Annotated in this window: 15 protein-coding genes; 2 read left to right on the top strand and 13 right to left on the bottom strand. The window is 65.5% G+C overall.

The window, feature by feature from the left end; all coding sequences use genetic code 11:
- The first annotated feature begins 72 nt into the window (after positions 1-72).
- Positions 73-3,378 (top strand): mechanosensitive channel MscK, encoded by a 3,306-nt coding sequence (mscK, locus tag ACSZPK_RS16875; RefSeq protein WP_437882633.1) that lies wholly within the window; start codon positions 73-75, stop codon positions 3,376-3,378.
- A gap of 105 nt (positions 3,379-3,483) precedes the next feature.
- Positions 3,484-4,947, top strand: a complete 1,464-nt coding sequence (gene selO / locus ACSZPK_RS16870) for a protein adenylyltransferase SelO (RefSeq protein ID WP_437882632.1) — start codon at positions 3,484-3,486, stop codon at positions 4,945-4,947.
- A gap of 27 nt (positions 4,948-4,974) precedes the next feature.
- Here the strand turns inward: selO and ACSZPK_RS16865 are convergent, their stop codons facing one another.
- From ACSZPK_RS16865 to ACSZPK_RS16805, 13 genes are all read right to left on the bottom strand, one after another.
- On the bottom strand, positions 4,975-5,862 hold the full coding sequence (locus ACSZPK_RS16865; RefSeq protein WP_437882631.1) for a glycosyltransferase: 888 nt from the start codon (positions 5,860-5,862) through the stop codon (positions 4,975-4,977).
- A complete protein-coding gene (locus ACSZPK_RS16860) occupies positions 5,855-6,997 on the bottom strand; it encodes a glycosyltransferase (protein ID WP_437882630.1) in 1,143 nt (380 codons plus the stop codon). The genes ACSZPK_RS16865 and ACSZPK_RS16860 overlap by 8 nt, the downstream gene beginning before the upstream one ends.
- Entirely contained in the window at positions 6,994-7,938 is a 945-nt protein-coding gene (locus tag ACSZPK_RS16855; protein WP_437882629.1) for a glycosyltransferase family 2 protein, read from the bottom strand. Before ACSZPK_RS16855 ends, ACSZPK_RS16860 begins: the two co-directional genes overlap by 4 nt.
- Positions 7,925-9,679, bottom strand: a complete 1,755-nt coding sequence (locus ACSZPK_RS16850; protein ID WP_437882628.1) for a carbamoyltransferase family protein — start codon at positions 9,677-9,679, stop codon at positions 7,925-7,927. The genes ACSZPK_RS16855 and ACSZPK_RS16850 overlap by 14 nt, the downstream gene beginning before the upstream one ends.
- Before the next feature lie 400 nt (positions 9,680-10,079).
- The gene (locus ACSZPK_RS16845) at positions 10,080-12,503 is read right to left on the bottom strand and encodes a glucose/quinate/shikimate family membrane-bound PQQ-dependent dehydrogenase (RefSeq protein WP_437882627.1); all 2,424 of its coding nucleotides are present in this window, start codon (positions 12,501-12,503) and stop codon (positions 10,080-10,082) included.
- 199 nt (positions 12,504-12,702) lie between these two features.
- Positions 12,703-14,145, bottom strand: a complete 1,443-nt coding sequence (locus tag ACSZPK_RS16840) for a lipopolysaccharide kinase InaA family protein (protein WP_437882626.1) — start codon at positions 14,143-14,145, stop codon at positions 12,703-12,705.
- Complete coding sequence (locus tag ACSZPK_RS16835; RefSeq protein WP_437882625.1) at positions 14,145-14,888, bottom strand: lipopolysaccharide kinase InaA family protein; 744 nt, start codon at positions 14,886-14,888, stop codon at positions 14,145-14,147. The genes ACSZPK_RS16840 and ACSZPK_RS16835 overlap by 1 nt, the downstream gene beginning before the upstream one ends.
- Entirely contained in the window at positions 14,885-15,616 is a 732-nt protein-coding gene (locus tag ACSZPK_RS16830; protein WP_437882624.1) for a lipopolysaccharide kinase InaA family protein, read from the bottom strand. The genes ACSZPK_RS16835 and ACSZPK_RS16830 overlap by 4 nt, the downstream gene beginning before the upstream one ends.
- Positions 15,616-16,422, bottom strand: coding sequence for a lipopolysaccharide core heptose(I) kinase RfaP (gene rfaP / locus ACSZPK_RS16825; protein WP_437882623.1), 807 nt, complete (start codon positions 16,420-16,422; stop codon positions 15,616-15,618). Before rfaP ends, ACSZPK_RS16830 begins: the two co-directional genes overlap by 1 nt.
- Complete coding sequence (locus ACSZPK_RS16820) at positions 16,419-17,540, bottom strand: glycosyltransferase family 4 protein (protein WP_437882622.1); 1,122 nt, start codon at positions 17,538-17,540, stop codon at positions 16,419-16,421. Before ACSZPK_RS16820 ends, rfaP begins: the two co-directional genes overlap by 4 nt.
- Positions 17,540-18,547, bottom strand: coding sequence for a lipopolysaccharide heptosyltransferase I (gene waaC, locus ACSZPK_RS16815; protein ID WP_437882621.1), 1,008 nt, complete (start codon positions 18,545-18,547; stop codon positions 17,540-17,542). The genes ACSZPK_RS16820 and waaC overlap by 1 nt, the downstream gene beginning before the upstream one ends.
- A complete protein-coding gene (gene waaF / locus ACSZPK_RS16810) occupies positions 18,548-19,576 on the bottom strand; it encodes a lipopolysaccharide heptosyltransferase II (protein ID WP_437882620.1) in 1,029 nt (342 codons plus the stop codon).
- 72 nt (positions 19,577-19,648) lie between these two features.
- Positions 19,649-20,572, bottom strand: coding sequence for a branched-chain amino acid transaminase (locus tag ACSZPK_RS16805; RefSeq protein ID WP_437882619.1), 924 nt, complete (start codon positions 20,570-20,572; stop codon positions 19,649-19,651).
- Between the last annotated feature and the right edge of the window lie 30 nt (positions 20,573-20,602).

Raw genomic sequence — 20,602 nt, 5'->3', positions numbered from 1 at the left:
CCGCGCGGTGCCCCGCCGCGTGGCACCTGGCCTATGATTAGCCGCAACCTTTCCTCGAGCCGCCCGAACGCGATGTCACTCCTGCGCACCTTCATTCCCGCCGCCCTGCTCTGCCTGCTTGCCTGCAACCTGCAGGCCGCGACACTGCCCACCGCCAGTGCCATCCAGCAGAGCATCGATACCCTCGCCGAACGCAAGCTGCCCGAGGCCGACCAGAAGCTGGCGCAGCAGAGCCTGGAGCAGACCCTGGCATTCCTCGCCGCCAAGGCCGACAGCGAACAGCGCCTGGACAACCTCAAGCGCCAGCTGGCCGACGCCCCGCGCCAGATCAGCGAGGCCCAGCGCGAGTACACCCGGCTCAAGGCCAGCAACCCGACGCTGGTCGCCGAGCGTTACGGCAAGTCCAATGCCACGCAACTCGATGCCCTGCTCAGCCAGCGCTCCACCCAGTTGGCCGACTGGCAGCAGCAACTGACCGAAGCCAATAGCCTGATCGTCACCGCCCAGACCCGCCCCGAGCGCGCCCAGGCGGAAATCAGCAGCAACCAGAGCCGCTCGCTGCAGATCAACACCCTGCTCAAGGCCGGCAAGGACCAAGGCAAGACCCTGAGTGCCGAACAACGCGGCGCCCTGAACGCCGAACTCGCGGCGCTGGCGGCGCGCACCGAGCTGCTGCGCCAGGAGCTGGCCGGCAACGACCAGTTGCAGGATCTCGGCAACGCCCGCCACGACCTGCTCACCGAGCGCATCAAGCGCCAGGAGCAGGAAACCCTGGACCTGCAATCGCTGATCAACGACAAGCGTCGCGCCAGCTCCGAGGAGACCGTCGCACAACTCTCCCGCGAAGCGGCGACGGCCACCCCCGACGGTCTGATCGCCCAGGAGCGCGCCACCAATCTCAAGCTCTCCGACTATCTGTTGCGCGCCACCGACCGCCTCAATGCACTGACCCGGCAGAACCTGGAAACCAAGCAGCGCCTGGACACGGTCAACCAGACCGACCAGGCCCTGGAAGAGCAGATCAACGTGCTCAAGGGCAGCCTGCTGCTGTCGAAGATCCTCTACCAGCAGAAACAGGCGCTGCCACGCTTGCACAAGGACGACGGCAACCTGGCTGACGAAATCGCCGATATCCGCCTGTACCAGTTCGAGCTGAGCCAGCAGCGCGATGCGCTGAACAGCCTGCCCACCTATGTCGACAGCCTGCTCGCCAACCAGCCCAAGGAGCAGAACACACCGGAGCTGCGCGAGACCCTGCTGCAACTGGCCAGCACCCGCAGCGACCTGTACGACCGCCTGAGCCGTGAACTGAACTCGCTGCTCAACGAGTCGATAACCTTGCAACTGAACCAGAAACAGTTGCTCGACACCACGGTCGCCCTGCGCAAGAGCCTCGACGAGCAGATGTTCTGGATTCCCAGCAACAACCCGCTGGACCTGGCCTGGCTGAAACAAGCGCCGAACTTCCTGCGCAACCAGCTCGACGCCATGCCCTGGGCATCCGCTGCGCAAGAGTTGAGCGCCGGCCTCGCCGATCGCCCGTGGCTGTTCGTCCCCCTGCTACTGCTGATCGGCGCCCTGCTGTGGCGGCGGCGCTGGCTGTACCAGAAACTCACCGACCTGCACGAAGACATCGGCCATTTCAGGCGCGACAGCCAGTTGCACACCCCCTTGGCGATCTTCATCAACGTCTTGCTGGCGTTGCCGGTAACCCTGCTGCTGGCCCTCGGCGGCCTGGCCCTGCAGATCGACGCCCGAGGGCAGAACGCCGCCCTCGGCAGCGCCCTGCTGGAAATGGCCGAAGCCTGGCTGGTGTTCTACACCTTCTATCGCATCCTCTCCCCTGGCGGCGTGGCGGACCTGCACTTTCGCTGGCCACGGGCGCAGATCGCCTACCTGAGTCGCCAGGCCCGCAGCCTTGGCGTCACCGTGATGGCCCTGGTCGCGGTGGTCACCGTGGCCGAGCAGCAGCCCGCGGCCCTGGCCGAGGACGTGATCGGTATCGCCGTGGTCCTCACCTGTTTCGCCCTGATGACCTGGATCGTCGCCCGCCTGACCGTGGCCCAGCCGATGCGCGAAAACACCTCGCCGTTCCGCCTGCTGATCGGCATGGGCTTCACCGCCCTGCCGGTGGCGCTGATGCTGGCGGTAGGCTTCGGCTACTACTACACCGCCCTGAAGCTGACCGACCGGCTGATCGACACCCTCTACCTGCTGATGTTCTGGCAGATCCTCGAGGCCGCCCTGGGTCGTGGCCTGGCCGTGGCCGCCCGGCGCCTGGCCTACCAGCGTGCGCTGGCCGCCCGCCAGGCGCAGACCAGCGAAAGCGAGGACGGCACCGAAGTACCGATCGAAGAGCCGAAACTGGACATCGAGCAGGTCAACCAGCAATCCCTGCGCCTGGTGCGCATCGGCCTGCTGTGCGCCTTCATCGCCTGCCTGTACCTGGTCTGGTCCGATCTGCTCGGGGTGTTCACCTACCTGGACAACATCACCCTCTACCAATACACCAGCGGCACCGGCAGCGCCGCGAGCATGGTGCCGATCAGCATGCTCGACGTGCTCGGCGCCCTGATCATCATCGGCCTGACCCTGACCTTCGCGCGCAACCTGCCGGGCCTGCTGGAAGTGCTGGTGCTGTCACGCCTGAAGCTGTCGCAGGGTAGTGCCTACGCGACGACCACCTTGCTGTCCTACGCCATCGTCGGCCTCGGCGTGGTCACCACGCTGTCCACCCTGGGCGTCAGTTGGGACAAACTGCAATGGCTGGTGGCGGCGCTGTCGGTGGGTATCGGCTTCGGTATGCAGGCGATCTTCGCCAACTTCATTTCCGGCATCATCCTGCTGTTCGAGCGGCCGATCCGGATCGGCGACCTGATCACCATCGGCACGGTCACCGGCACGGTCAATCGCATCCGCATCCGCGCCACCCACATCACCGATGGCGACCGCAAGGCCGTGGTGGTGCCGAACCAGATCCTGCTGACCAGCCAACTGATCAACTGGACCCTGACCGACACCATCACCCGCGTGGTCCTGACCTTCGCCGTCAACCGCGGCACCGACCTGGAACTGGTGCGCAAACTGCTGCTGCAAGCGACCCAGGAGAACCCACGGGTACTGCGCGACCCCTCGGCCACCGTGCAGATCAGGGCCTATGGCGCCACCACCCTGGATCATGAGTTGAAGGTCTACGTGCGCGAACTCGGTGACCGCAGCCTGGCCACCGACGAGCTCAATCGCCGGGTCGACGAGCTGTTCAGGGAGAACGGCATCAACCTGATCACCACGCCGAAGATGGACATCACCCTGGGTCGCCGCATCGAGCAGCAGGCACCGGCGGTGACCCATGTCGATGAGGACACGCCCAAGGGCTGACACGAAGGGGCAGGTCCGCTGGGCCCTATCGGCATTCCTGCCCGGTATTGGACGCCCGTGCCCCAGGTGCGGACAATGCTTACTCATACAAGCGGGAGCCATCCCTTGAAACGCCTCGACGACCTGCAGTTCGACAATCGCTTCGCCCGCCTCGGCGACACCTTCTCCATCGAAGTGCTGCCCGAGCCGATCGCCGAGCCGCGCCTGGTGGTGGCCAGTCCATCGGCCATGGCGCTGCTCGACCTCGACCCCGCCGAGAGCGAGCGACAGGTATTCGCCGAGCTGTTCAGCGGCAACCAGCTATGGAGCGACGCCGAGCCACGGGCGATGGTCTATTCCGGGCACCAGTTCGGCAGCTACAACCCGCGCCTGGGCGATGGCCGCGGCCTGCTGCTCGGCGAAGTGCGCAACGCTGCCGGGCAATCCTGGGACCTGCACCTGAAAGGCGCCGGGCAGACGCCCTTTTCGCGCATGGGCGATGGCCGTGCGGTGCTGCGCAGTTCGATCCGCGAATTCCTCGCCAGCGAATACCTGCACGCCCTGGGTATTCCCAGCAGCCGCGCGCTGTGCGTGATCGGCTCGAGCACGCCGGTATGGCGCGAACGCCAGGAAAGCGCGGCGATGGTCTTGCGCCTGGCCCCCAGCCACGTACGCTTCGGCCACTTCGAATACTTCTACTACACCCGGCAGCACGAGCACTTGAAGACCCTGCTCGAGCATGTGCTCGCCCAGCACTTCCCGGCGTGCCTGGAGCAAGCGCAGCCCTATGCCGCCTTCTTCCGCGAGGTGGTGGAACGCAACGCCGAACTGATCGCCCGCTGGCAGGCCTACGGCTTCTGCCATGGCGTGATGAACACCGACAACATGTCGATCCTTGGCATCACCTTCGACTACGGTCCCTACGCCTTCCTCGACGACTTCGACGAAGGCCACATCTGCAACCACTCCGACAGCGAAGGACGCTACAGCTTCAGCAACCAGGTGCCCATCGGCCAGTGGAACCTGGCCGCCCTGGCCCAGGCCCTGACGCCTTACGTCGACGTGGATGAACTGCGCGCCAGCATCGCCTTGTTCCTGCCGCTGTACCAGGCCCAGTACCTGGACCTGATGCGCAAGCGGCTGGGCCTCAGCCAGGCCGAGGATGGCGACGAGGCCCTGGTGCGACGCCTGTTGCAACTGATGCAGCAGGGCCGCGCGGTAGACTACAACCTGTTTTTCCGTCGTCTCGGCGAGCAGGCCCCGGAAGAGGCGGTGAAGGTGCTGCGCGACGACTTCGTCGACCTGGTCGCCTTCGATGCCTGGGCCAGCGACTACTGCGCCCGTGCCGCCCGCGAAGAGCATGACCAGGCGCAACGCCGACAGCGCATGCACGCGGTCAACCCGCTCTACGTGCTACGCAACTACCTGGCCCAGCAGGCCATCGAAGCCGCCGAGCGCGGCGACTATGCCCCCGTGCGCGAACTGCATGAGGTGCTCGGCCAGCCCTTCACCGAGCAGGCCGGCAAGCAACGCTTCGCCGAGCGGCCGCCCGAGTGGGGCAAGCATCTGGAAATCAGTTGCTCGTCATGAAGCGCCACCCCTTGCGGACGGCAAGTATCAGGCGACTTGCTGGCGACTCTTGCCAAAGCACAGCCGGGCCAGGCCGCGCAGGGTCTTGCCATTCCAGTGACGCAGCGGCAGCTCAGCCAGCAGTTGCCGGGCCAGCGCCTTGTCGTCGCGGGCACACTTGAGCAGCATCGAGTTGCGAAAGCGCGCGCAGACACGCTCATAGGCGGGATGGTCCTGAAACTTCGCATACGTCGCCAGCACCGTGTCGACCATGAAGCGGCGGTTCTTGTAGGTGTTGGTATGGTGCACCCGGTACTTGGCCAGCACATCGGGCAGGATGTCGATGAAGTAACCGGCCTGGGTGATCTTCAGCTCGACCAGCAAATCCTCCAGGCGAATCTCCGGGTCGAAGCCGCCGACCCGTTCCAGCGCCTCGCGCCGGAACAGAAGGGTCGGCGCGGGGGCCCCGGTCTCGTCGCCCAGGAACACGCCGTCGAAATCCAGGCGGCGAAACGCGTGTGCGCGAAAGCGCTGGTCCAAGACCTGCCCCTGAGCGTCGATGAGCTGGATGTTGGACCCGCATATGCCGACTTCCGGCTTGCCGTGCATATGCTCTACCTGCCTGGCGATGCGCTCCGGCAGCATGATGTCGTCGGACCCCAGCGGCGCGATCAGGCTGCCCCTGGAACGCGCGATACAGTCGTTCAGGGTGCGTGCCAGCCCCTGGTTGGCCTGTGCCACGAAATCGAACGCATAGCGAGCCTGCAAGGCGCTGATCCGCTCGACGCTGTCGTCGCGGGAACCGTCATCGACGACGATCAGCTCGATGTTCGGATAGGTCTGCGCCAGCACGCTCTCGATGCAGGCCTCGATGTAGGGCGCGTGGTTATAGGAAGAGATGATCACGCTGACCAGGGGCTGGGCGGACTCAGGCATCGCTAGGCGGCTCCCGCTGCAACAGTTGCTCGATGGCCTGGCGGTACTGCCGGCGAAAATCACCGATGTCGTGCGCCTGGCGCAGGTAGCGATAGGCGCGCTCGCCCTCTTCGCGCCGCTGTTCCTCGCTCAGGCTCAGGACCTCCCGCAGACGCTGGGCCAGGACCGTGGCGTTTGCGGACGGAAATAGGCGCCCGCCACAGTCCTCGAGAATCGGCTTGAGGCTGGGGATATCCGAGCCCACCACCGGCAAGCGGGCGCTCATGCCTTCGAGCAGAGCCAGGGGCAGCCCTTCGCTCAACGACGGCATGACGAACACATCGAAGGCCTTGAGGTATTGCAAGGCATCGTCCCTGGCGCCCAGCAGATGCACGCGACCGCTCAGGCCTGCCTCGGCGATGACCGCTTCCAGCTCAGGACGAGCGCGTCCCTCGCCGATGATCGCAAGGTACGCGGCGGAGTCTTGCAACTCGGCGAAAGCACGAATCAGGTGGATGTGCCCCTTGACCGGAACCAGCCTGCCGATGGTGCCGAAAATCAATGCATGGGCTGGCAGCCCGAGCAATTCACGGCTCCTGGCCTTGTCATGCTGCAAGGCCTCGGCCTTGTCGATATCGATGGCGTTGTTGATCTGCAGCGTGTTGCCCGGCGTGAAACCGGCGTTACTGGCAAGCAGGTAATCGCGCACCGCACGCGACACCCCCACCAGGCGCCAGGCCGGCGTCAGGAGCCGGCGCAACTGCCAGCGCCGATAGGGCCGGTCATACTCGCCGAAGCCATGGGCCACGCCAATGAAGCCGCGCACCGGCAGCCAGCGGCCAAGCATCATGAAGATATTTATGGGCTTGAAGCGGTGCGCGACCACCAGGTCGTAGCCTTCGGCGCGACAATGCTTGTAGAGGGCCCAGAGCACGCGCAGGCGCAAACCGCCGGTGGCGCTCTTGCTGAAATCGAAGTAATGCACGTGTTCCGCCTTGCTCAACGGATCACCGCTGCCGGGGCGGCCACGCAGGAAGGCCGTCGTCACCTCATAGGCGTCCGTCGGAAGCGCCTGGACCACCTGCTCGGCGAGGTCGGAGGCATTGACGTTGTAGTAGTTCTGCAGTTGCAGCACCTTGATACGGCGTTCGCTCATCTAGCTGTGCCTCCCCGCAACCAGAGTCGTACGGCCTTGCGCGAATATGACCATCTGAAAATCACGCGCCAGTCCTGACGCACGGCCTCACGGAAAAAACGCTTGGCGTCGTCCGCTCGGTTGGCGATCAGCGAGGTGCGGAACAGCGACAGGCAGCGCTGCACGCGAAACTCGCCCTGCAACACCATCGCCGCCGCCGCCAGCCGCTGTGGCGAAAACACCTCGTCGACCAGTTCAAGCCCGCCAGCCAGCGCGTGCTGCGACTGGTGACGAAGGCTGTCGTCGTGCTTGTGTACGAACGCCAGGGGCTTGGCGAGAACCGAGCAGGGTTCGTTCCACAGCACTTGGGCGAACACCGGGATGTCCTCGCCACTGCGGAAGCTCTCGGGGTATACGCCACGCTGGAACACATCCCGATGCATGGCACACGCGCCATTCGACAGCGCCAGCTTCTTGTCCAGCAGGTAAGCCCTGAGCCGCTCCAGCGGCACGCTCGGCAGGTCATCCGGCAGGTGCTCGCGACGGCGCCCGTCGGGCGAGATCGAGCAGTGGCCGCCAATGATGAAGCGGCTTTGCGGATGGCTGGCGATATGTTCGGCCAGCGCGAGCAGCGCCTGGGGCGCCAGTTCGTCGTCGGCGTCGAGGAACACCAGGAACTGGCCGGTGGACTCGGCGATGCCACGGTTGCGCGCGGATGACGGCCCGCCGTTTTCCTTGTGGATAACCCGCAGGCGCCCGGGGAAACGCGCCAGCAAGGCATCGGCGACCGCCACGGTGTCGTCACGCGAACCATCGTTGACCAGCAGCAGCTCGGCGCTGGTCGTATCGAGCTGGGCGACCACCGACTCGACCGCGCGCGGCAAGGTGCGTGCGTAGTTGTACGCGGGAATCACCACACTGATCAGCGGGCGCTCGACGACCGACGGCTCAGACGCAGTCATACCAATCCTTGCCGTCCTTGACCACGAGGATGTCCTCCATGATCAGGTACTGCAGGTCGGAACCGTAGAACATGTTCAGCGCGTCGGTCGGCGAGCAGATCATCGGCTCGCCACGGCGGTTGAGCGAGGTGTTCAGCGACACGCCGTTGCCGGTGAGTTTTTCCAGCTCGACCATCAGGTCGTACCAGCGCGGATTGTGGCGACGCTCCAGGACCTGGGCACGCGACGTACCGTCTTCGTGGACCACTTCGCCGACGCGGTTCTTCCATTCGTCATTGACCTCGAAGGTGAAGGTCATGAACGGGCTCGGGTGGTCGACCTTGAGCATCTGCGGCGCCACGCTGTCGAGCATCGACGGGCAGAACGGCCTCCAGCGCTCGCGGAACTTGATCTGCTCGTTGATCCGGTCGGCGACGCCCGGCACGCTCGGGCAGCCGATGATCGAGCGACCGCCGAGGGCACGCGGGCCGAACTCCATGCGGCCCTGGAACCAGGCCACCGGGTTGGCGTCGACCATGATCCTGGCGATGCGCTGGGCGGTGTTGTCGATACGGCGGAACGTCGGCCTGGCCGGGTGACGGGCGCAGGCGGCGATCACGTCTTCGTTGCTGTACGACGGGCCGAGGTAGACGTGCTCCATCTTCTCCACCGGCACGCCGCGCTGGTGCGAGATGTAGGCGGCCGCGCCAACCGCGGTGCCGGCATCGCCGGAGGCCGGCTGGACGAACAGCTCCTTGACGTCGTCGCGGGCGATGATCTTCTGGTTCAGCTTGACGTTCAGCGCGCAGCCGCCGGCGAAGGCGATCTTGCCGGTTTCCTTGAGGATGTCGCCGAGGTAGTACTCCATCATCTGCAGCGCGAGTTTCTCGAACAGCGCCTGCATGCTCGCCGCGTAATGGATGTATGGGTCGTCGGCGATGTCGCCTTCGCGCTTGGGTCCGAGCCACTCGATCAGCTTGGGCGAGAAGTAGTAGCCCTTGCCTTTCTCCTTGTAGCGACGGAAGCCGATGACGTTGGCGTAGTCGGTGTTGATGATCAACTCACCATTCTCGAACGTGGCCAGGCGCGAGAAATCGTACTTGGCGGCATCGCCGTAGGGCGCCATGCCCATGACCTTGAACTCGCCGTCGAGCATCTCGAAGCCGAGGAACTCGGTGATCGCGCCATACAGGCCGCCCAGCGAGTCCGGGTCGTAGAACTCCTTGATCTTGTGGATCTTGCCGTTCTCGCCGTAGCCGAAGAAGGTGGTGGCGTACTCGCCCTTGCCGTCGATGCCGAGGATCGCGGTCTTCTCGCTGAAGCCCGAGCAGTGATAGGCGCTGGACGCATGGGCCAGGTGATGCTCGACCGGCTCGATCTTGACTTTCTTCAGGTCGAAGCCCAGTTGCTGCAGGCACCACTCGATGCGTTTCTTGTAGCGGTAGTAGCGGCGATTGCCCAGCAGGATCGCATCGAGGGCGCGGTCCGGCGCGTACCAGTAGCGCTTGGCGTAATGCCAGCGAGCCTTCTCGAAGAGGCTGATCGGCGCGAAGGGAATGGCCACCACGTCGACATCGGACGGCTTGATGCCCGCCTGCTCCAGACAGAACTTGGCCGATTCGTAGGGCATGCGGTTCTTGGCGTGCTTGTCACGCACGAAGCGCTCTTCTTCGACAGCGGCGATCAGCTTGCCGTCGATGTACAGGGCCGCGGACGGATCATGACTGAGCGCGCCGGACAGGCCGAGAATGGTCAATGCCAACGGAATAGCCTCTTGCAACTGCGGGCAGCACGACGCCGCCTCAAAAAAGGAAGGCCAGACGTGCCTGGCACGTCTAGCCGAAATAAGGCGGGGGATTATAACGGTATAAGGCGAAAAGACGAAAAAAGCGCTGGAAGCCGAAGGCTGGACGAAATCCTCTTCGTCCGGCCTCGGGCTTCCAGCGCTTCAGGATGTTTTCGCTTGTGCCTCAATGACTGCGTTGAGGCACAAGTGGTCGTCCTTACTCGGTGTATTTAGTCGTCGTTCCCGCGAAGGCGGGAACCCAGAAGACTCGACGCTTTTTTGGATTCCCGCCTTCGCGGGAATGACGAGGCCATAAACCGATCATCGAACAACTATCCGTTCACGCCTCAAAACTGCCTGCCGCAAACCTCTTGCACTACGGCAACGCGTAGGCGATCACGTAGTCGCCACGGTCCGGCGACTGACGGGCGCCACCGGCGGAGATGACCACGTACTGCTTGCCGGTCTTCGGCGACTTGTAGGTCATCGGGCCGCCCTGGCTGCCGACCGGCAGGCGGGCTTTCCAGATTTCCTTGCCGTTGGCGCTGTCGAAGGCGCGCAGGTAGTAGTCCTGGGTGCCGGCGATGAACACCAGGCCGCCCTGGGTCGACAGGGTGCCACCGAGGGTCGGCATGCCGATCGGCATGGGCAGGCCCATTTTCACGCCCAGCGGGCCGGTATCCTCGACGGTGCCGACCGGAACCTGCCAGGCGATCTGCCGGGTCTTCAGGTCGATGGCGCTGAGCGTGCCATAAGGCGGCGCCTGGCATGGAATGCCCGCGGCCGACAGGAAGCGGTTCTTGTTCACCGAGTACGGCGTGCCTTTCAGCGGCACCGCGCCCATGCCGGTGTTGACCGCCTCACCGCCCGACGAGGTCGCGCCCTCTTTGTTCTCGGTGGGGATCATCTGCACCCAGAGTCCCAGGCGCATGTCGTTGACGAAGATGAAGCCATGCACCGGATCGGTGGAGATGCCGCCCCAGTTCAGGCCGCCCAAGGAGCCGGGGAAGCTCAGCGACACATCGGTGCCCGGCGCGGTGTAGAGCCCCTCGTAGCGCATCTTCTTGAAGGCGATGCGGCACATCAGCTGATCGAACGGCGTGGCGCCCCACATATCCGACTCGGTCAGGGTCTGCGCACCGATCTGCGGCATACCGACGGAGCGCGGCTGAGTTGGCGAGTACGGCTCGTTGGTGATGTCCGCCGCCTTGACCGGGACCTCCTTGACCTCGGTCAGCGGCTTGCCGGTAACGCGGTCGAGGACGAACAACTGGCCGGCCTTGGTGCCGATGACCAGCGCCGGAACCTTGCTGCCATCTTCTTTGGGGAAGTCGATCAAGCTCGGCTGCATCGGCAGGTCGAAGTCCCACAGGTCGTTGTGCACGGTCTGGTAGACCCATTTCTCGTTGCCGGTGGTCGCGTCGACCGCCAGTATCGAAGCGCCGTATTTGTGGTTCAGTTGGGTACGTTCCACGCCCCACAGGTCGGTGGACGGGCTGCCCATCGGCAGGAACACGGTGTTCATCGCCGCGTCGTAAGACATCGGCGCCCAGGCGTTCGGCGTGCTGCGCACGTAGCTCTTGCCATCGACCGGCGCCTGCTTGTCCTGCGGGTTGCCCGGATCGAAGGCCCAGCGCAGCGCGCCGCTGATCACATCGAAACCACGGATCACGCCACCCGGCATGTCGGTCTTGACGTTGTCAGGGATGCGCCCGCCGACCACCACGGTGGTGCCGGCCATGACCGGCGGCGAAGTCAGTACATACTGCGGGTCGGGCGCATCGCCCAGGCCGGCGCGCAGGTCGACCCGGCCGTTGTCGCCGAAGCCCTGGCAGAACTCGCCGGTATCGGCGTCGATGGCGATCAGTTGCGCATCGATGGTGTTCATCAGCACGCGCCGCTGGCAGTTGGCACCGGCCGGCACGCTGACCTCGGTCACCGGAGTCGAGTCCGGCACGCTCGGCTGCGCCAGTTGCTCGGTGGCGTCGAAGTAGGCCAGGCCACGGCAGCGCATCCACACCGAGGACTTGGCGTTGATTTCGCGCTTCCACAGTTCCTTGCCGCTGTCGATACCGACGGCGATCACGTTGTTGTGCGGGGTGCAGAGGAACAGCCTGTCGCCGACCTGCAGCGGCGTCTGCTGGTCTTCCGCGCCGTTGCCGGTGGGGCTCTCAGGCACGTCGCCGGTATGGAAGGTCCAGGCCACCTTGAGGTCTTTGACGGTGTCGCGGTTGATCTGGTCCAGCGCGGCGAAGCGCGAGCCACCGGCGGTGTTGCCGTAGTGCGCCCAGTTCTTCTGCTCGGTTTCCGGCGTCACGGCGGTCACTTGCGGGCCGTTGCCATTGGCCACCGGCGGATGCGGGATGAACATGCCGTAGAAACCTGCGGCGATGGCTATGGCACACAACGCGGCGAAGGCATAACCGCCCTTGCCCGTGCGCTGGCCCACACCGCGCTTGAGGCTCGGCAGCAGCAGCGCCAGCACCAGGGCGATGACGCCGAACATGAACACGCGGGAAACCAGCGGCCAGAAATTCAGGCCGACGTCCCACAGTGCCCAGGCGACCGTGGCGGCGAAGACCACCCAGAAGCCATTGATGCCAGCCGGCCGCGCAGCCGCGACCAGCACACCGCAGACCAGCAGACCGATGCCGGCCAACAGGAAGTACCAGCTCCCCCCCAGGGTCGCGAGGTAAGCGCCACCCACGGCGAAGGCCAGGCCGATCAGGGTAATGGCCACCCCTACCAGCAAGGCGATCCAGCGCGCCGGTCCGTTGGCGCGCGTCGTTGTCTGATTCATCGAAAAACTCCTGCGATAGCAGATGGAGCCCGAGGCTCTGCAATATTTAGAGAAGTATTGTTCTTGGAAGGCGACGGATTCTGCCGATCAACGGCATGCGTTACACCTGGCTGAATCAACGGGCATCGCCCATCCGGCCCTGGGCGGACGGGTGATAGCCAATAACCATGCGGCTTTGCGTCGCAGCGCTTTGCGTTCGTTAATCGCCCACTTTTGCCAAAGGCAGGCGACTATCGAGCAAACGATAGAGCGATGAGCCCTCTGGCCAGTTGCGCAGCAGACGGGCGCGGTCACGGGCATAGGCTCGACGGAAGCTCCACTCACTGCGATGGGCCTGCATCGCGTCGAGATCGATCAGCATCCAGCGGCCATCGTCCCAGAGCAGGTTGTGCCCCTTCAGGTCGCCATGGCTGATGCGCTCACGCAGCAGGGCGGCGAGCAAGGTCTCCAGTGCCCGCAGATCCGCTTCGGGCGGCGCACTGTCGACATACGGGGCGAAGCGGGCAATCAGGTCAGGGCCGAAGCAGCGCTCGGTGACCAGGTAGGACTTGCTCCGCAACCAGCACCAGCGCCGCTCGACCACGGCCAGCGGCCTGGGCGTGGCGATGCCCAGCACAGCCAGGCGGTGCCCTTCGCGCCAGCTGTGCCAGGCACGGCTGGGGCGCCAGAAACGCTTGAACCAGTGGACGACGCCCTTGATGTTGTAGCGCTTGACCACCAACGGCCGAGCATCGAGCTCGATCAGCGATACCGTGGCCGTGCCGCCATCCTTCACCACCTGGCCGCCCTCGGTGAGCAGGTCGAGATTGTGCAACAGCGGTTGCAGCAGCGTTTCGTCGGCACGGCTGACCACCTGGAGCGCCGACGGTCCCTTGCGGGCGCTGAACAGGCTGCAGTCGCGAGCGACCTTCTTCAGGTAGTCGCGCAGGCGCCAGCGGCGCACCTTGGCGATTTCCTTGAGCAGCGCTTCCAGCGGCAACGCGTGCTCGCCGTTGGCCAACAGGTAATACACCAGCAGTTCTTCGAGAAAAGGCTCCAGCTCGACCGGCAACTGGGCGAAGAAGACCCCGAGGTTCTCCAGCACCCTGCCGCGCGACAGCGGCTGGCCCGGCACTTCGGCCTGCACGCCGCCGCCGTCGATCAGGTACAGCTCACCCTTGCAGCGCAGCAGGTTGTCCAGGTGCAGGTCGGCCTGCCACAGGCCTTTGCCGTGCAAGGTAGCAAGCGCCGTCAGCGCCTCGCCGAGAACCGTCTGCTGCCCGTCGTCGAGCAGGGGCCGCTTGGCCACCGCCTGCCAGGCCTCGCCCAGGCTTTCGGCCGGTTCGAGATAGTCGAACAACAGCCAGCCGCCCCCCGCGTCCAGGCCATCGACCAGCAGCGCCGGCGTGGCAAGGCCCTGTCCGGCAAGCAGGCGTGCCCCCCGCAGCTCACGCTCGAACTGGCGGGCGGCGCGACTGCCCACCAGCAGCTTGGCCAGCACCTTGCGCCCGCGCCACAGGCCGACGCCGACATAGCGCTGCCCCGGTAACACGCGCAACAAGCGCTCGACGACCAGCGTCGCCGTACCGGCCGCATCGGCCAGTTCGAGCTGCATGGGCAATGTCGGCGCGCGGCCGGTGCCGGCCAGTTGCGCGAGGCGCATCAGCGTGTCTCCTTGCGCTGCTGGCGAGCGAGCAGGCGAGCGCCCCAGGCATCCAGGTCGGCGGCGTCATCCAGGTAGGCGCCCAGCAGAATACGCAGATCATCCTCCCGCCACGCTGTCGCACGGCGCAGCAGGGGTTCCAGATCCTTGACCCGATCCCGCCGCCCAAGCAGCAGCGGGCGGGTTTTCTCAAGATCGATCAGGCAGGCATCGAAGCCCTCACCCTGCACCTTGAGAAAGATGTGCTTGGGATAAAAACAGCCATGCATCTGCCCCGCCGCGTGCAGGCGCCGGGCCAGCAGCCCGCACGCCTTGAGCACCGCACTACGCGTGGCCTCGCCATGCGACGGCCAGTTTTCCAGCCAGTGGCTGAGGTCCTGCCAGCCATCCAGGGCACGGGTCAGCAACACCGCGCGGCGCTCGCCAGCCGACTTGCGCTCGGCGAAGAACGCCGCCTGCAAGGCGGGAATACCCAACTCGAGGTAGTGGCGGATATTGCGGAACTCGCGGGCGAAGGTCGGCTCGCCGAAGGGGCGGGCAAGGCTGCGCGTCAGGTAATTGCTCTGGCGCTTGAGATAATAGGCCGCCTCGCCCAGGTCCAGGCGATAGACACTGCTCCAGCCACCGCGCTCGGTGTTGGGTTCGTCCACGGCCTGCAATTTCAGGTTCCAGAGCGCGTCGAAGCTGGCCAGGCCGTGACGCTCGAGCAGGGCCCGATCCTCGGTGGCGATGAAATCGTTCATTCCCGTCCCTCGAAATACTTGAGCACCTGCCTGATCCACTGCTTGTCATCGGTCGTCAACCGCTTATGGCAGCGGTAGCGCAGGAAAAAGCGCAGTCGCTGGCTGCGGCTCAGCCTGTACTTGGCCACCTTGTCCAGGCAGGCCAGGTCCTTGAGCATGCGCCGGCGCAGGAAGGCGCCCCACCAGAAGTCGCCGGTCGGGCAGTCGATCAGAAACAGGGTCTGCTGGTCGTCGACCAGCAGGTTGCGCCACTTCAGGTCGTTGTGGGCGAAGCCATGGCCATGCAGGGTCCGCGTGGCTTCGGCCAGTTGCCGGCTGATCGCGTCGACCCAGCGTGGATCGGCCAGGCGTGGATCGGCATCGCGGGCCAGCACCGCCAGATCCAGGGTATTGGGCAACTCGCGGGTGATCAGCGCGCCACGCCGGAACATGCCCAGACGGCGCTGCAAGCCATAGGCGACGATGGGCGCCGTGGGGATGCCCCACCTGGCAAAGCATTGCAGGTTCTGCCATTCGGCCTTGACCCGGGGCCGCCCGAGGAAACGTCGCAAGCCCTTGCCCGCGCCCCAGTAGCGCTTGACGTAGTAGCGCACGCCCTCGAACTCGACACGGATCACCTCCGACAGCGGGTCGCGAGTCAGGTGCTCGCCCTCCAGCGCGAACACGGCCTCAAGGCTGGCGAACGCCTGCAACTGCGCATAGGCCGGTTCCAGACGCCAGCCCGCCATCAGAGCGCACCGCCGTAGCGCAGCTTGCGCTGGTACAGCTTGGCCGCCTTGCGCTCCAGCCAGGCCAGCAGGCGCGCTTCGTCACGCAGGATCTGGCGCAGCGGCAGGCGGAAATAATCGCGCAGGAAACGCAGGCCGTCACGCCGGGTCATGCCGATATCCAGCACCGAGAAATACAGGGCTGCGAGGTCCTTGTTGCGCCAGCGCACCGGCACCGCATCGCGGGTCTGGGCACGGTGCAGATCGATCACCGACAAGCGCAGGTCGTCGGCGCTGACCGGCTTGTCGGTGTGTAGCAAGAAGTGGCAGATGTAGCAGTCACGGTGGTTGACCCCGGCGCGATGCATGGTGCCGACCATCTTCGCCACTTCGGCGATCAGCGCGCGCTTGAGGCGTGGCTCTGGCGGCTGCTGGAGCCAGTCCCTGGAGAACACATCAAGATCGACGGTCGGCGCCAGCTCTTCGGTGATGATGAAGGAGTGCTGGGTCGCCGGGTTGTCGCCACGTTCGCCATAGGCCAGCGCCGTCATGGTCGGCACGCCTGCCTGGTGCAGGCGCGCGAGGGCGGTCCATTCCTGGCCGGCGCCGAGCACCGGCAACTTGGCGGTCAGCAGGTTCTTGGCGATCTCGCCCCAGCCGATGCCGCGATGGATCTTGACGAAGAAACCGCGCCCGTCGACCTCGGTGCGCAGGGTGCGCCGGCCTTCCAGCTCGCGATAGACCTGGCCTTCCAGTGCCTCGACGGCTGCGAAGGGATCACGCCCGGCCCACAGGCTGGCGAACGGTTCGTTCAGCACGACTTTCATCCGCGCTCCGCCAGAATGACATCGGCCGCGTGCTGCGGCATGGAATAGAGATCGGCCGTTTCGGCGAAGCTCAGGCCATTGCGCTGCCAGCGGCGGCGCGCGGCATCGTCGGCAAGCATTTCAGCGAGCATGCGGTTCAGGGTTTCCTGCTGGAAGGGAGCCGGCACCACGCGGCCGGCATCGGCGTCGGCAATATAGTGGGCGTAGCCGCACACTTGCGTGACAAGCACCGGCAGGCCGGAGACCAGGGCCTCGAGCAGTACGGTGCCGGTGTTTTCGTTGTAGGCGGGATGGATCAGCAGATCGGCGCCGAGCAGGAACCGCGGGATGTCGCTGCGGCCCTTGAGAATCCGCACCCGATCCGACACCCCGAGGGTCTTGGCCTGCAACTGGAACGCACGCGGATCGTCCTGGCCGATGGCTATCAGCCGGGTGCGCGCCCTCAGCGCGCGCGGCAGCGAGGCAAGCGCCCTGAGGCTGCGGTCCAGGCCCTTGGTCTTGAACCCGGAGCCGATCTGCACCAGCAACAGCTCGTCGTCTTTCAACTCGAACTCAGCCCGGAATGCGGCACGCACCTCGGCGGCATTGGCCGGCGCGCGGCGGTCCTGGGCGATACCCGGCGGCAGCAGGTGGAAGCGCTCGGCCGGCGTGCCGTAGTGCTTGACGAACAGCGGCTGCTGCACCTCGGAGATCATCAGGATCTCGGTCGGCGAGGACGGATCGAACACGGCTCGCTCGTAGTTGGCGAAATGCTTGTAGCGGCCCCAGCGTCGATACAACGGGTTGCGCAGAGTCTGGGCCTTTTCCTCGAAGCAGCTGTCGGCGGCGTAGTAGACGTCCAGCCCCGGCATCTTGTTGAAACCGATCACCCGGTCCACCGGACGGCGCGCCAGGTCGGCCTCGACCCAGGCGGTGAGCTTCTCGTTACGCGTGTGGTTGAACAGCGCCTTGACCGGCACCACCACCACCTCGAAACCCGCCGGGATATCGCCTTCCCAGATCGGCGTGTACACGCGAATGGCATGGCCACGCTGCTGGCACTCCAGGGCGATGCGCAGGAAATCACGCTGCAAGCCACCGAAGGGGAAATACTTGTAGAGAATGAAGGCCAAGCGCATCAGGCCAGGCCCTCCGGCAGATTGAGCAGCAATGCCTGCAGTTCGGTGCTGACACGCTCCGCCCCCAGGGTGTCGAAGCAGGGGGCACGGCGGTCGCCGCTGCCGGCGCCGGGCCCGGTCGCGCACAGATGCACCTGGGAACGGCCATAGGCGCCCACGCGCCCAGGCAAAGTCGGGCCATAGAGAGAAATGGTCGGCACATCCAGGGCCGCCGCCAGATGGCCAAGGCCGGTATCCACGGCCACACAGGCCGTGGCCCCGGCGATCACCTTGGCCACCCCGGCCAGGCTCAGGCGCGGCAGCACCGCGGCGCCGGGAATCCCTTCGACAATCCGCTCGGCCCGCCTTTTTTCGCTCTCGTTGCCCCAGGGCAGGCGAATCGCCCAGCCCAATGCCGCCATGTCCTCGGCCAGGGCGCGCCAGTCGGCCTCCGGCCAATGCTTGCTCGGCCAGGTGGTGCCATGCAGGAACATCAGGTACGGCTGCGTGCCCGGGTCGGCCAGCAGGTGGCGATCCAGGCCGTAGTCGCCAATGCCATCTGGCGGCGGATAACGCAGCGCCTGGGCGAACAGCTGGCGGGTCCGCTCCAGGGCATGCTGCTCACGCGGCACGTTGAAGGTGCGGGCATAGAAACGCGTCGCGACCGGCTCACGCGCCGACTCGTGATCGAAGCCGGCGACCGGCGCCTTGACGTAGCGGGTCAGCCAGGCACTTTTCAGCAGGCCCTGGGCATCGATCACCAGGTCGTACTGGGTCTCGCGCAGGCGTGCCTTGAAGCGTCGCCACTCGCCATTGCACAGGGTCTTGAACAGGTTCTTGCGCCAGCGCCGGATCGCTACCGGGATCACCTGGGCAACGGCCGGGTGCCAGGCCGGAATCTCGGCGAAGCCCTCCTCCACCACCCAGTCGAACTGGATGCCGGGCAGCGCCCGCGCCGCATCGGTCAAGGCCGGCAGGGTATGGATGACATCGCCGAGCGATGAGGTCTTGATCAGCAGAACCCGCACTCAGACGCCCTCGGCCATGGCCAGGCGTTCCAGCGCTTCGATCACCGGCGCGGGCTTCAGCTCGCGCAGGCAGTTGTAGTGGCCGAAACGGCAGGTCCGCTCGAAACACGGACTGCACTCGATGCCCAGGCGGACGATCTCCACATGCTCGGCCAGCGGCGGGGTGAAGCCCGGCGAAGTCGAGCCATAAATGGCCACCAGCGGGCGATCCAGCGCCGCCGCGACGTGCATCAGGCCGGAGTCGTTGGAGGCAACCGCCGTGGCCGCCGACATCAGGTCGATGGCCTCGGCCAGGGAGGTTTCCCCGGCCAGGTTGCTGACTTCCTCGCGCAAACCGGGGATCAGTCGCTGGCGAATGGTCTCGCCACCGGGATGGTCCTTCTTCGAGCCGAACAGCCAGACCTGCCAACCCGCGCGAATCTTGGTCTCGGCCACTTCGGCGTAGTGCTCGGCCGGCCAGCGCTTGGCCTCGCCGAACTCGGCGCCGGGGCACAGCGCCAGCACCGGGCGGTCCAGGCTCAGGCCGAACTTGGCCAGGGCCTGTTCACGGCTGGCTTCGTCGATACGCAGGCGCGGCTGAGGATACGGCCTGGCCAGCGCAGTGCCCGCGTCATAGGCCAGGGCCATGAAGCGCTCGATCATCAGCGGGTAACGCGCCTTGTCCAGCTTGCGGATGTCGTTGAGCAGGCCATAGCGCATCTCGCCTTTCCAGCCGGTGCGCTTGGCGATGCCGGCGAAGAACGGCACCAGCGCCGACTTCAGCGAATTGGGCAGGAGGATGGCCTGGTCGTAGCGGCCCTTGAGCGACTTGCCGATCGTGCGCCGGGTCGCCAGGTCGAACACGCCATGGCCGAGCGGAAAACTCAGGGCGGCACGCACCTCGGGCATGCGCTCGAGGATCGGCCGGCTCCACTCGGGCGCCAGCACGTCGATCGCGCAGCCGGGATGACGCTGTTTCAGGCACACGAACAGGGTCTGCGCCATCACCATGTCGCCGACCCAGCTCGGTCCGATGATCAGAATATTCATAGAGCAGCTTCAAGCCGCAAGCCGCAAGCCGAAGTGGCTCGAACGAACCACGTGCAGCCTGCCGCCCGCCACTTACTTCACCAGGGTCCGCCATTCGCCGTGGGCGCTGGTCTTGCCGGTCACCAGGTCGAAGTAGGCTTTCTGCAGTTTCTCGGTGATCGGGCCACGGCTGCCGATACCGATCTGGCGGCCATCGACTTCGCGGATCGGCGTGACTTCGGCGGCGGTGCCGGTGAAGAACGCTTCGTCGGCGATATACACCTCGTCGCGGGTGATGCGCTTCTCGACCACCGGGATACCCAGCTCGCCGGCCAGGGTCAGCACGCTGGCGCGGGTGATACCGTTGAGGCAGGAGGTCACTTCCGGGGTGTAGATCACGCCGTTCTTGATCAGGAAGATGTTCTCGCCCGAACCCTCGGCCACGTAGCCTTCCGGGTCCAGCAGCATGGCTTCGTCGGCACCGCCGGAAACGGCTTCCTGCAGGGCCAGCATCGAGTTGATGTAGTTGCCGTTGGCCTTGGCGCGGGTCATGGCGATGTTGACGTGGTGGCGGGTGAAGGAGCTGGTGCGCACCTTGATGCCCTTCTGCAGCGCTTCTTCGCCCATGTACGCGCCCCAATGCCAGGCGGCGACGATGACGTGGACCTTCAGGCTGTCGGCGCGGATGCCCATGCCTTCGCTTCCGTAGAACACCATCGGGCGGATGTAGGCGCTTTCCAGGTTGTTCTCGCGCACGGCGGCGCGGGTCGCCTCGTTGATCTCGTCCTTGGTGAACGGGATCTTCATGTTCATGATGTGCGCCGAATCGAACAGGCGGTCGGTGTGCGCCTGCAGGCGGAACACCGCGGTGCCGTCCGGCGTGTTGTAGGCACGCACGCCTTCGAAGACGCCCATGCCGTAATGCAGGGTGTGGGTCAGCACATGGGTGGTAGCGTCGCGCCATTGCACCAGTTCGCCGTCATACCAGATCACGCCATCACGATCGGACATGGACATCGTTGCCTGCTCCTCAAATAAGTCGCTTGG

Origin of the sequence: Pseudomonas sp. LRF_L74 (assembly GCF_965644255.1) — a bacterium.
GTDB lineage: Bacteria > Pseudomonadota > Gammaproteobacteria > Pseudomonadales > Pseudomonadaceae > Aquipseudomonas.
The sequence above is the reverse complement of the archived record's forward strand: the minus strand, read 5'-3'. Positions and strand labels throughout refer to the sequence as shown.